The following is a 12,648-nucleotide window of genomic DNA, read 5'->3' on the forward strand; positions in this document are numbered from 1 at the left end:
CCAGAGGAACAAGTACGATGGCTAAGACCCAAGATTTTACCGCAATGATGAAAGACATGATGGGCGCATTCCCGGTGGACACCACCGCGATGGAAGATGCGTTCAAATCCACCGCAGCTCTGAACGAGAAACTGTCCAGCGTTGCCCTGGAAGCCGCTGAGAAATCCGCCGAGATTTCCAACAGCTGGGCAAAAGAAACCCTGTCCAAGATGGGCGACATGTCCAAGGCCAAGACCGAGCCTGCAGACTACGCCAAAGCCGCAACCGATTTCGCATCCGCTTCCGCCGAAGTGGCTGCCGAGAACATGGCTGCGTTCGCTGAAGTCGCCAAAAAAGTCCAGATGGACACCGTTGAGCTGCTGATGTCGGCTGGCAAAGACATGTCCGAAGAAGCGTCTGCTGCCGTGAAAAAGGCAACAAACGACGTAACCGCCGCAGCTAAGAAAGCTGCTGCGAAGTAAGCCACGACCGCAAGGAGGCGTTACTCCTCCTCCCTCTTATGTCTCCTTGCACAAGGCGGGGGCAGGCCAAACGGTCTGCCCCTTTTCTTTGTCCTTGTTGGGGCATGCCGCCGGGGCAGATGCTGCGCAGCATGGGGCTGAACTTTGCAGGTGCAGCATTTATCGCAGGGGCCGCCGGGTCCGCGCTCCTCTACGATCACTTGCAGATCACTTGCGCGATCAAATCTTGCGCGGGACGGTGTAGTGCTTCCCTTTTGTTCTGCGCTCGCATAGGCTTTGCTGCAACGCATCATGTCTGGGGAGTATTGACATGTCGGATCAGGACAAACCCTTGTTGATCAAACGATATGCCAGCCGGCGGCTCTACAACACCGAAACCAGCGATTACGTCACGCTGGAAGACATCGCAGGCTTCATCCGCGAGGGCCGCGAAGTGCAGATCGTTGATCTGAAATCCGGCGACGACCTGACCCGCCTGTATCTCCTTCAGATCATCGCCGAACACGAAAGCCGTGGGGAAAACATCCTGCCGGTCAACGTGCTCAATGATCTGGTGCGCAGCTATATGGTGCCCGGCGGCGGTGTCATGCCGCAGTTTCTGCAGTCGTCGTTTGAGATGCTGCGCGAAAGCCAGGACAAGATGGTCAAGAATATGAACGCGATGAACCCGATGGCACAGATCCCCGGGTTCGAGGCGATCAAGGCCCAGCAAGAGGCCTTTCTGAAGGCCATGACCGGTGGGTTCGCTGGCGGCTGGACCGGCGGCGCAGAGACGGACAAGCCCGAAGCCGACAACGGCGAAGGCGGCGATCTGGATGACATCAAACGCCAGCTGGCCGAGCTGCAGGACAAACTGTCCAAAATGAAATGACCCGCGGGTGAACTGGGGGCGGCGGATGTCTGGTCCGCCACCAAAGTCGCAGTCACACAGCGGGGCGAACCGGCTACAGTTGAGCCTTCGAACTTGGCGGGCGACGACATGCCCGCGCCGCCGATTTGGCGCGGCCACTTGATAGGTGAGCTCATGACCACAGCCCGATCCTCAGTCAACTCCGGCCTCCAGCGGTTTGATGCCATCCCGGAACAGGCGCTTGCCTGGCATCGGGCCGGGCAGGGGGCTGCACTGGCGACAGTGGTGGAAACCTGGGGATCCGCCCCGCGCCGCACCGGCTCCCAGCTTGTCGTGGCTGGCGATGGCCGGATAGAGGGGTCCGTCTCGGGCGGCTGTGTCGAGGGCGCTGTGATCCTTGCCGCACAGGACGCCATTGCCGATGGCCGTCACCAGATTCTCGAATTCGGGGTCAGCGATGAAGATGCCTTTGCCGTCGGGCTGGCCTGCGGCGGCACCATCCGCATCCTTGTCGAACCCGTCGGCGGCTCTTTGTCCGAAACCACTTTGGCGGATCTCGTCGCAGCCCGTGCAGAGCGCCGCGCGGTGAGCTATGTGGTGGATCTCGACACTGGCGCAGGGCGGCTTGATGCAGAAGGCCACACCGACCGCAAGCGCATGGACCGTTCCGGTGTGGAAGAGGACGGCAAGACATTTGTCGCGGTTCACAATCCCCCCCTTCGACTGATTGCAGTGGGGGCCGTGCATATCACCCAGGCGCTGGTGCCGATGGCGCGCATCGCAGGCTATGACCCCATTATCATCGACCCGCGCGGCGCCTTTGCCTCGCCAGAGCGGTTCCCGGATGAGGTGTTGATCGACGACTGGCCGGACGAGGCGATCGCAGCGATCGGGCTGGATGCGCGCTGCGCCGTTGTCCTGCTGACCCACGACCCGAAAATAGATGACCCCGCACTAGAGACGGCCTTGCGCTCGCAGTGTTTCTATATCGGTGCCCTTGGATCCAGCCGGACCCATGCCAAACGGATCACCCGGATGCAGGACGCAGGCTTTGACGCGCCCACGCTGGAACGGATCCACGGCCCAATCGGTCTGGATATCGGGGCGGCCGGCCCCGCCGAAATCGCGGTTTCGATCATAGCAGAGATGACGGCAGTTCTGCGGGGACGACAGGCGTGATTTTTGGAAAGGTGCCTCTCAATCAGGCGGCGGGCTGCTATCTCGCCCATTCCCTGCAGGGGGCAGAGCATCGCATCGCCAAGGGCACGCGGCTGGCGGCCCCCGATCTCGCTGATCTGGCGGCAGCGGGCCACACAGAGCTGACAGTGGCGCGGTTGGAACGCGGCGATCTCCATGAAGACCGCGCCGCCGAAATGCTGGCGCAGGCCCTGCTGCCCGATCCTGCTTCGCTCGGCCTGCGCATCTCCGGTGCTGGGGCCGGGCGGGTCAATCTTCATGCGCTGCATCCCGGTTTGGTGCGGGTCGATGCCAAACGCATTCACGCGTTGAATGCGGTGGATCCGATGATCACCCTTGCAACCGTGCCCGACTATCACCGCGCGGATGCAGATGGCATGGTCGCCACCGCCAAGATCATTTCCTACGCGGTGCCGGAAACCGCCCTGCAAGCTGCGACACAGGATGTGGCGGGCGCGATCCGCCTGGCGCCTGTGACTTGCGCGCGCGCCACCTTGATTGAAACCCGCATCAGCGCAGAAACGCCCCCGGACAAGGGGCGCGCTGCAATGGTCGGCCGCCTTGACCGGTTCGGCATGGCACTGGCCCCGCGCAAGGTGGTGCCCCACCGCGAGGCGGATCTGGCCGCAGCCCTGCGCGACGCCGCCGCACAGACGCCGCGCTCTGATCTGATCATGGTGCTTACGGGGTCTGCGACCTCCGATCCGCTTGATGTGGCACCTGCCGCTGTGCGCGCCGCCGGTGGCAAGGTGCTGCGCTTTGGCATGCCGGTGGACCCTGGCAACCTGCTGTTCCTGGGAGAGCTGTCTGGCCGCCCGGTTCTGGGTCTGCCGGGCTGTGCCCGCTCGCCTGCGCTCAACGGGGCGGATTGGGTGCTGGAACGGCTAGTCTGCGGGATCGATGTCAGCAGTGCCGACATCGCCGCGATGGGGGTTGGGGGCCTGCTGAAGGAAATCCCCACACGCCCCCGCCCACGCCGCAGCGACGCGCAATAGGCGCAGATACCTTTGCGGCAATTGCTGCATCCGCACGCTAGCATGCCGCGCCTGCATCCCCTTCAGCTACCGCTCCGCTGTGGTCTGACGCGGGCCGCGCAGGCAGAAAAAGGCCAACCGGCGGGCTTTTGCGACTTTAGTCCAAACGATGCGAATAATGCTTCGCGCCAGCAACTTTGCCGTGCTTAACTTCTGCCAGCGAGTTCACGCGAGCCAAGGGAGGAGTAGATGGTGAAAGTCACAATGACCGTAAACGGTCGGACTGCCAGCGGAGAGGTTGAGGGGCGCACGCTGCTGTCCGGCTTCCTGCGAGAAGAGTTGGGCCTGACCGGCACCCATGTGGGCTGCGACACCAGCCAATGCGGCGCCTGTGTCGTCCATGTGGATGGCAAGGCGGTGAAGTCCTGCACCATGCTGGCAGCCGAGGCTGACGGCGCAGAGATCGCCACCATCGAAGGGCAGGCCGCCCCGGATGGCACTCTCAACGTCATTCAGCAGGCGTTTCAGGATCACCACGGGCTGCAGTGCGGGTTTTGCACACCGGGCATGGTGATGTCTGCGGCCGCCCTGTTGAAGGACAACCCCAAACCCAGCGAACAGGAGATCCGCGAGTATCTCGAAGGCAACCTGTGCCGCTGCACCGGCTACCACAATATCGTCAAGGCGATCATGGCGGCTTCGGGTCAGGATGTATCTGCCGTCGCGGCAGAGTAACGCCGCAGCTGCGGTGCAAACCATCCCCACGCGGCAGACCACCCCACCCAGATAACGACAATCGGGGCGGCTGGCAGATCGGGATGGCGCAGCTGCATGCGACCCGTTTCAGAACCAAAGCATGACCAAGAGGTCTGCCCAGAGGCGGACCGTCCAGGGAGGAGAATTGGACAATGCCCAAGGATAGCGGCATCGGCGCCAGCCCAAAACGGCGCGAAGACGTGAGGTTCCTGACCGGAACCGGCAATTACACAGATGACATCAACCTCAACGGCCAGGCCTATGTGCATTTCCTGCGCTCGGATGTGGCCCATGGTCGGCTTGTCTCGGTCGACACCTCAGATGCCGCCGCCATGCCCGGCGTTGTGCGCATTTTCACCGGTGCCGATTTCGAAGGCGTCGGCGGTCTGCCCTGCGGCTGGCAGGTGACCGACCGCTTTGGCGAGGTGATGCAGGAACCGGCTCATCCGGTGCTGGCCCAGGGCAAGGTGCGCCATGTGGGCGACCCCATCGCTGCGGTTGTGGCCGACACGCCCGAACAGGCACGTGACGCAGCCGAAGCCATTGCCGTGGAAATGGAAGAGCTGCCCGCCGTCATCAACATGAAAGAGGCGGTCAAGGACGGCGCCACCAAGGTGCATGACGATCTGACCTCAAACCTTTGTTATGACTGGGGATTTGTCGAAGAAAACCGCGAGGCGGTAGACAAGGCCATTCAGGACGCCGCCCATGTCACCACGCTGGAGCTGGTCAACAACCGTCTGGTCGCCAACCCGATGGAGCCGCGCGTTGCGGTGGGAGATTTCAATCGCGCCACGGGGGAGAGCACGCTTTACACCACTTCGCAGAACCCCCATGTGATCCGCCTTCTGATGGGGGCCTTTGTGCTGGGCATCCCTGAACACAAACTGCGCGTGGTGGCGCCCGATGTGGGTGGGGGCTTTGGCTCCAAGATCTTCCACTACGCGGAAGAGGCCTTCTGTACCTTTGCGGCCAAGGCGCTGAACCGGGCGGTGAAATGGACCTCATCGCGGTCCGAGGCCTTCATGTCCGACGCCCACGGCCGTGACCATGTGACCAAGATCGAACTGGCGCTGGATGCGGACAACAACTTTACGGCGCTGCGCACCGAGACCTACGCCAATATGGGGGCGTATCTGTCGACATTTGCGCCTTCGGTTCCGACCTGGCTGCATGGCACGCTGATGGCGGGCAACTACAAGACGCCGCTGATCTATGTGAACGTGAAGGCGGTGTTCACCAATACCGTTGCCGTTGACGCCTATCGCGGTGCCGGCCGGCCGGAGGCGACCTATCAGCTGGAGCGCGTCATCGACAAGGCCGCGCGCGAGCTGGGCGTGGATCCGATTGCATTGCGCCGCCAGAACTTCATCACCGAATTCCCCTATGCCACGCCGGTTGCGGTGGAATATGACACCGGTGACTATGTGGCGACGATGGACAAGCTGGAAGAGATCGCCGATCTCAGCGGCTTTGCCGCGCGCCGCGCCGCCAGCGAGGCCAAGGGCAAGCTGCGGGGGCTTGGCGTCAACTGCTACATCGAGGCCTGCGGCATTGCGCCGTCGAACCTCGTGGGTCAGCTGGGGGCCCGTGCAGGCCTTTATGAAAGCGCAACGGTGCGGGTCAACGCCACCGGCGGCATCGTCGTCATGACCGGCAGCCACAGCCACGGGCAGGGGCACGAGACGTCCTTCCCGCAGGTGATTGCCGATATGATCGGCATCCCCGAGGATATGGTCGAGATCGAACATGGCGATACCGCCAATACGCCGATGGGCATGGGCACCTATGGCTCGCGTTCGCTGGCGGTGGGCGGCTCTGCAATGGTGCGCGCGACCGAAAAGATCATCGCCAAGGCCAAGAAGATCGCCGCCCATATCCTGGAGGCCTCGGATGCGGATATCGAGCTGAAAGACGGCCAGTTCACCGTTGCCGGCACAGATAAATCGCTGGCCTGGGGGGATGTGACCCTTGCGGCCTATGTGCCGCATAATTACCCGCTGGAAGATATCGAGCCGGGGCTGGAGGAAACCGCCTTTTACGATCCGGCGAACTTCACCTACCCGTCAGGCGCCTATGCCTGCGAGGTGGAGGTCGATCCGGATACCGGCAAGGTCACCATCGAAAGCTTTGCGGCGGCCGATGACTTTGGCAATATCGTCAACCCGATGATTGTCGACGGCCAGGTTCATGGTGGTATCGGTCAGGGCATTGGTCAGGCGCTCCTTGAGGGCTGCGTTTATGACGAGGACGGTCAGCTGCTGTCGGCCTCATTCATGGATTACGCCATGCCGCGTGCCGATGATCTGCCGTTTTACAAAGTGGATCACTCCTGCCAGACGCCCTGCACCCACAACCCATTGGGCGTGAAGGGCTGCGGTGAGGCTGGCGCCATCGGCACCCCGCCTGCGGTGGTCAACGCCGTGGTGGATGCGCTGCAGTCGGCGGGCAAGGATGTCACCCATATCGACATGCCCCTGAGCCCGGCACGGGTCTGGGCGGCGATGAACGGCTAACGGTCATGGGGGCGCTGCCCCCATACCCCCGGAGTATTTTCGGAAAGATGACAGCCGGTCAGCCGGTTTTCGGAAAGGATACGACATGTATGAATTCGAGTTCGAGAAGCCCTCGACCATCGCCGATGCGGTGAAGGCTCTGGGCGAAGAGGACGCGCAGGCCCTGGGTGGGGGGCAGACGCTGATCCCGACGCTGAAACAGCGTCTGGCGATGCCCAGCACCTTGGTCAGCCTCAGCGGTATTGCAGAAATGCGCGGTGTTTGCCCGGATGGTGATGCCATTGCCATCGGTGGCGCAACCACCCACGCAGAGGTCGAAGCCGCAACCGCCGACAGCTATCCGGCCCTGTCTGCGCTGGCGGGACAGATCGGCGATCCGGCAGTGCGCAATCGCGGCACCATCGGTGGCTCGCTTGCCAATAACGACCCGTCGGCCTGCTATCCGGCCGCGGCGCTGGCCAGTGGGGCCACGATCGTGACCAACGCTCGCGAGATTGCGGCGGATGATTATTTTCAGGGCCTGTTCACCACCGCGCTGGACGAGGGCGAAATCATCACCAACGTCCGGATGCCGGTGCCACAGGCAGCGCATTACGAGAAATTCGTCCAACCCGCCTCGCGCTTTGCCCTTGTGGGGGTGTTTGTGGCGCGGTTCGCTGATGGGGTGCGTGTTGCTGTCACTGGCGCCTCTGAGGAGGGGGTGTTTCGCTGGAGCGAGGCCGAGGCGGCGCTTGCGGGGAATTTCGACCCCGCCGCCATCGACGGTCTGAGCGTGGATGCAGAGGGCATGATCGGTGATCTGCACGGCACCAAGGCCTACCGCGCCCATCTGGTTGGTGTGATCACCAAGAGGGCGGTGGCCGCTGCGGCCTGAACCCAGAACCCGAACCTGGGTAAGACACAGGTAAAACACAGAAAAACCAGCCCCGGCCAATCGCTGGGGCTGGTTTTTCATGGATCCTGCATTGATCAGGCGCGCAGATAGTCCGACATGGTGTCCAGGAGCGTCTGCGTGCGGCCTGAGAGGTTGCGGATTTCGGTCGCAATCACCGCAAACCCCTTGCCCTGATCGCCAATGCGGGCCGCCTCGATCGAGGCGTTGAAGGCAATCAGCTGGATGTGCCGCCCCACGGTTTCGGCATTTTCAATCGCGTCGCGCATCCCCTCGTCCCGGGCGCTGTCGCGGGATTTCTGCTCGTCGAACATGTTCTTGGTCATGTCGATGAGGAAACGCGAGACGATGGGCTCTACCTGGTAGAGCGATTGCGACGTCAGTGAGGGCCTGGCTGAAATCCGCTCCAGAAGGCTGGATTTGCCGCCTTCACCGATCACATCGGTAAATGGTTGCAACGCCTGGAGCGAGTTTCTGCGCTGTTCCTCAAGGTCGGCAGGCAGTTTATGTTCGGCCTCTTCCAGCAGCCGGTCGAGGCCACGGGTCAGCATGTCATGGGCAGAAGTGATGCGGCTGACGGATTGCTCTAACAGGGTTGCGCTGTCTTCGGGGGATTGCTGCGTGTCATCGCGGGCCATCAGCACCAGCGCAAGAGACGCGGCCCGGCAGGGGGCAATGGCCATGAAGGCACTGTTCTGAATGTCGGAAAGAGGCTTCATGGGGGCTCCATCTTCTGTCGGTCGTGGTGTCGGCTGCAGCCGATCTGCCCCAAAGGAGCTAGGGCCTGGACGTAAAGAAAACGTGAGCGTGCCATGTATCTATTGGATAAATTGCCTCTTTTTTGAGCGGGCAGCAGCGGGGCAGTGGCCGACCCATCCGACAGGCGCGGTGGGATCTGGTTTGCCTGGGGCGCAAACGCAAAACACCCCCGCACGGATCAGGTGCGAGGGTGTCGGCAGTCCGGCCAGTGGCGCGGATTATTTCTGGGGCAGCGGCGCGATCATCATGATCATCTGGCGGCCTTCCATCTTGGGCATGTTTTCGACCTTGCCCAGTTCCTTGATGTCTTCGGCAACGCGCAAAAGCAGGTCACGGCCCAGGTTCTGGTGGGCCATTTCGCGACCACGGAACCGCAGGGTGACTTTGACCTTGTCACCGTTTTCAAGGAACTTGAAAACGTTCTTCATCTTGACCTGATAGTCATGGGTATCCGTGTTCGGACGGAACTTGACCTCTTTGACCTCGATGATCTTCTGCTTCTTGCGTGCTTCGCTTTCCCGCTTCTGCTGTTCATACTTGAACTTGCCGTAGTCCATGATCTTGCAGACGGGCGGGTTTGCGTTGGGCGAGATTTCTACCAGGTCAAGACCGGCTTCTTCTGCCAGTTGCATTGCCTTGGCAGGGTGCACCACCCCGACATTTTCCCCGTCGGCGCCGATCAGGCGAATTTCAGGAGCACGGATTTTTTCGTTCGTGCGCGGGCCGGTATCGCGTTGCGGCGGCGCATTATGAGGTCTGCGGGCTATGACGTCTATCCTTCTGTCACTTCGGAAAAGTGCCCGGAAAATAACGTCCCCGGGCCAGCGATTCAAGTCAAATGCGGGTATGACCGCCCCCACCGGGCATTTCAAGGTTTCTTTGGGACACAAGGGGAACTTGTGCGCTGATTTCGCGTTTCTGTCATGTTGTCTGCGCCGGGTCGGCGGAAAATCTGCCACGATCAGCGGGGCTTGGCCGATGAGGCGGGGGGCGGATTTCTCCCCCTTGTTGTTGCGCAGGTCAGGGGCCAAGTGCAGGGCACAGTTATTCCGACAGGAAACCAGAAGGAGAATGACCATGAAACCGATCGTCGTAGCACTTGGCGTGGGCGCCCTTGCCTTGGGTGGATATGTCTATGTCTCCTCCCAGCAGGCCGATGACATCACCGCAGCGCCAGAGCAGGTCAACGAGGCCCCCGCCGAGATCGTCGCGCAGGAGCCGCTTGCCACGGATGACACCACCATCACCCAAGAGCTGGAGCAGACGCTGAACAACGCGGCCGATGCCGCCGCTGATGCCGGGGCCGAGGTACAGGAACAGGCCGAAGCGCTTGCCGACAATGTGGCGGATGCGGTCAATGACGCTGTTGCGGGGGCGGTCTCTTCGGCCAATGACGCGGCGGCGGCTGTTGCCGAAAGCGTCGAGAACACCGCCAGCGGCATTGCCGAGGGTGTCAGCAACAGCGCAAACCTCGCAGAAACCACGCTGAGCGATCAGGCAGAGGCGGCGCAGGACAGCGCAAACGCCCTGAGCGAAGAGCTGGCAGAAGGGGCATCTGATGCCGCCAATGCAGCCACGGCAGAGGCCGGAGCCGCAGTTGACGCAGGCGCCGGGGCGGTTGCCGAGGGGATCGAAGCCGCAGGTGAGGCCGTCACCGGCGCTGCCGATACCGCTGCTGATGCGCTGAGCGAGGGGGCCGAGACCGCATCTGATGCCGCCAGCGCAGCGGCCGCTGATACACCGGTGGCAGAGCTGAGCGATGCAGACAAGAAAACCCTGCTGAGCCCAGAAGGCTTTGATTTTGACAAGGTGGCAGAGATGATCGACGCCTCTGTGCTGGACGCAGGCCAAAAGGCGCTGCTGACAACCACGCTGGATCAGGTGCGCAACAACCCGGCCCTGCTGGAGCAGACCCTGACCCGCATTCAGGAAGCGCTGGGTCTGAAGTAACAGCGCCCGTCAGCGCCCCCGGAATGAACATCCAGAAACAAAGAAACCCCCGCCAATCCGGCGGGGGTTTTGCTGTCTTGTCCGTGTCTGACCGAGATCAGTCGAGGAAGGCCTTTTCCACCACGAAATGCGCGGGCTTGGAATTTGCGCCTTCTTCCAGACCATAGGTGTTTTCGAACAGGTCCTTCAGTTCCAGATTGAACGCGAGGTTGCCGCAGATCATGGCGCGGTCGCTTTCCGGGTTCAGCGGCGGCACGCCGAGATCGGCAAAGGCCTCGCCCGAGCGCATCAGGTCGGTGATGCGGCCCATCTTGGCGCTCTCTTCGCGGGTGGTGGTCGGGTAGTATTTGATCTTCTTCCAGAAGCCTTCGCCGATCAGCTCGTTCAGCAGCTCGTCCTCTTTCAGGCTTTCGATCAGTTCGCGGCCATAGGTCAGCTCACCGGCCTCGCGGCAGGTGTGGGTGATGATGACCTCGTCGTAATCTTCATAGGTCTGCGGCTCGCGCAGGAGCGACGCAAAGGGGGCAAAGCCGGTGCCGGTGGCAAAGAACCAGATCCGCTTGCCGGGCAGCAGGGCATCATGCACCAGCGTGCCGACGGGTTTGGGGCGCAGGATGATTTCATCGCCCACCTTGATGTGCTGCAGCTTGGAGGTCAGCGGACCGTCCTGCACCTTGATCGAGTAGAATTCCATTTCCTCGTCCCAGGAGGGCGACGCGATGGAATAGGCGCGCAACAGCGGCTTTTGCTTGCCGGTCTTGGGGTCGGGGTCGTTCATCAGGCCGATCATCACGAACTCACCCGAACGGAACCGCAGCGACGCGGGGCGGGTGCAGCGGAACGAAAACAGGCGGTCGGTCCAGTGCTTCACCTCGGTCACGGTCTGTGCGTCGGGCAGCGCGGGGGTGGCTTTGGCGGGCTTCTGGTCGGTTGCTGTGTCGGTCACGGAGGTCATCTCATTCATCGGTTGCACTGCCGGAGGAGTAGCCGGCACCTCTGATTAGTCTTTGATACATGTCAGGAAAACCCCTGTTTTGTGAAACCGGCCCCGCGCTTTTTGCAACAGGACCGGCGTCAGGGTCAGGTTTCGCTGGTTTTCCCGGGCTCGGGGTCCGGCTGGCTCAGGCGTGATTGGAGGTCGCGCGCATGCGGGCCTGGTAGTTGTGGCTCTGCCAGTTGGCGCGGAACTGCCACTGGTCTTCGGGCTGGCGGGCGGCCAGCTCGTCAGAGATTTCCACCTCATCAAACCCGGTGCGGCGCGCCATCGCGTATTGGTCGGAAATCACATGACCCTTGGCGCGCAGGCGGCCCTTGTAGCCGATGAGGCGCAGATGCCGGGCGATGGTAAAGCCGCGACCATCCGCAAAGGAGGGAAAGTCGACGCGGATCATCTCGATCCCGTCCAGCTTGCCTTCCAGGGTGCGCGGGTCGGTGTCAGACGCAAGATCCAGCACATTTGCGCCGTCAAAGCCTGCGTCCCAGGTTTCAGGGCCAAAGCCCTCGTCGGTGATGATGACAGTCATCTCTCAAGCTCCTGTGCGGACGAATTTGCCATCCACCACGTGGATGCCGCATTCTTCCTTGTTCTGGTTGCGCCAGCGACCGGCGCGGGGATCTTCGCCTTCGGCGACCGGGCTGGTGCAGGGGGCACAGCCGATCGACGGATAGCCCTTTGCCACAAGCGGGTGCCGGGGCAGGCGGTTTTCAGTCATGTAGGCGCGCACATCATCGGGCGCCCAATGGGCCAGCGGGTTCACCTTGATGCGACCGGTGCCGTCTTCGACCTCAAAGAAGTCAAGCGCGGCGCGGGTGCCGGACTGGAAGCGCTTGCGCCCCGTGATCCAGCCATCAAAGCCAGCCAGTGCCTTTTGCAGGGGCACCGTCTTGCGCAGGGCGCAGCAGGCATCGGTGTCCGAGAACCGCAGCGCGCCATAGGGGTCTTTTTCGGCAATGTCATCGGCCTTGATGACCTGAACATTGCGCAGCCCCAGACGTTCGCTCACCTCTTGCTGGTAGACCAGCGTTTCGGTGAACAGCAATTCGGTGTCCACAAACAGCACCGGCGTCATTTTGTCCGCCAGCGCCGCCATGTGCAGCAGCACCACCGATTCCGCCCCAAAGGACGACACCAGCGCAATGTTGCCCGCATCATTCAACGCAGCTTCCATCACGGCGGTGGCCGAATGGTGTTTGTAGCGGGCGTTCAGCTCGGCAACCTTTTCGACCAGATCCCGGTCGGTCTCGGTTACGGAGCCCGGACCCGCTGTCGGGGCCTGGTCAAATCCAACCATGG

The 12,648-nt window shown here is 62.1% G+C and carries 13 protein-coding genes; 8 read left to right on the forward strand and 5 right to left on the reverse strand.

The features are described 5' to 3' along the window. Positions 1–17: 17 nt before the first annotated feature. The 7 genes from NIT7645_RS15545 (at position 18) to NIT7645_RS15575 (ending at position 7,628) form a co-directional block, all read left to right on the forward strand. A complete protein-coding gene (locus NIT7645_RS15545) occupies positions 18–461 on the forward strand; it encodes a phasin family protein (protein WP_008558767.1) in 444 nt (147 codons plus the stop codon). 310 nt (positions 462–771) lie between these two features. After that, positions 772–1,332 (forward strand): polyhydroxyalkanoate synthesis repressor PhaR, encoded by a 561-nt coding sequence (phaR, locus tag NIT7645_RS15550; RefSeq protein WP_050687481.1) that lies wholly within the window; start codon positions 772–774, stop codon positions 1,330–1,332. 153 nt (positions 1,333–1,485) lie between these two features. Further along, entirely contained in the window at positions 1,486–2,490 is a 1,005-nt protein-coding gene (locus NIT7645_RS15555; protein WP_008560861.1) for an XdhC family protein, read from the forward strand. Then, entirely contained in the window at positions 2,487–3,503 is a 1,017-nt protein-coding gene (locus tag NIT7645_RS15560) for a molybdopterin-binding protein (protein WP_008562076.1), read from the forward strand. The genes NIT7645_RS15555 and NIT7645_RS15560 overlap by 4 nt, the downstream gene beginning before the upstream one ends. Before the next feature lie 228 nt (positions 3,504–3,731). Next, complete coding sequence (locus NIT7645_RS15565) at positions 3,732–4,217, forward strand: (2Fe-2S)-binding protein (protein WP_008560472.1); 486 nt, start codon at positions 3,732–3,734, stop codon at positions 4,215–4,217. A 173-nt stretch (positions 4,218–4,390) separates the two neighbouring features. Next, the gene (locus tag NIT7645_RS15570) at positions 4,391–6,754 is read left to right on the forward strand and encodes a xanthine dehydrogenase family protein molybdopterin-binding subunit (protein WP_008561621.1); all 2,364 of its coding nucleotides are present in this window, start codon (positions 4,391–4,393) and stop codon (positions 6,752–6,754) included. 85 nt (positions 6,755–6,839) lie between these two features. Then, positions 6,840–7,628: an FAD binding domain-containing protein gene (locus NIT7645_RS15575; protein ID WP_008561073.1), complete on the forward strand. Its 789-nt coding sequence runs from the start codon at positions 6,840–6,842 to the stop codon at positions 7,626–7,628. 95 nt (positions 7,629–7,723) lie between these two features. Here NIT7645_RS15575 and NIT7645_RS19780 read toward each other — a convergent pair whose 3' ends face one another. After that, the gene (locus tag NIT7645_RS19780) at positions 7,724–8,365 is read right to left on the reverse strand and encodes a methyl-accepting chemotaxis protein (RefSeq protein WP_050687483.1); all 642 of its coding nucleotides are present in this window, start codon (positions 8,363–8,365) and stop codon (positions 7,724–7,726) included. 258 nt (positions 8,366–8,623) lie between these two features. Continuing rightward, the gene (gene infC, locus NIT7645_RS19900; RefSeq protein ID WP_341461998.1) at positions 8,624–9,484 is read right to left on the reverse strand and encodes a translation initiation factor IF-3; all 861 of its coding nucleotides are present in this window, start codon (positions 9,482–9,484) and stop codon (positions 8,624–8,626) included. Between infC and NIT7645_RS15590 the strand changes: the two genes are divergently transcribed. Continuing rightward, a complete protein-coding gene (locus NIT7645_RS15590) occupies positions 9,483–10,355 on the forward strand; it encodes a hypothetical protein (protein ID WP_008561048.1) in 873 nt (290 codons plus the stop codon). The genes infC and NIT7645_RS15590 overlap by 2 nt on opposite strands. A 97-nt stretch (positions 10,356–10,452) precedes the next feature. On the opposite strand, the gene NIT7645_RS15595 is transcribed toward NIT7645_RS15590, so the two are convergent. From NIT7645_RS15595 to NIT7645_RS15605, 3 genes are all read right to left on the reverse strand, one after another. Continuing rightward, a complete protein-coding gene (locus NIT7645_RS15595) occupies positions 10,453–11,319 on the reverse strand; it encodes a ferredoxin--NADP reductase (protein ID WP_008561336.1) in 867 nt (288 codons plus the stop codon). Between the two features lie 157 nt (positions 11,320–11,476). Then, positions 11,477–11,878, reverse strand: coding sequence for a DUF934 domain-containing protein (locus NIT7645_RS15600; protein ID WP_008559827.1), 402 nt, complete (start codon positions 11,876–11,878; stop codon positions 11,477–11,479). A gap of 3 nt (positions 11,879–11,881) precedes the next feature. Next, positions 11,882–12,646, reverse strand: a complete 765-nt coding sequence (locus NIT7645_RS15605) for a phosphoadenylyl-sulfate reductase (protein WP_008558794.1) — start codon at positions 12,644–12,646, stop codon at positions 11,882–11,884. Positions 12,647–12,648 lie beyond the last annotated feature (2 nt).

The organism is Phaeobacter italicus (assembly GCF_001258055.1).
GTDB lineage: Bacteria > Pseudomonadota > Alphaproteobacteria > Rhodobacterales > Rhodobacteraceae > Phaeobacter > Phaeobacter italicus.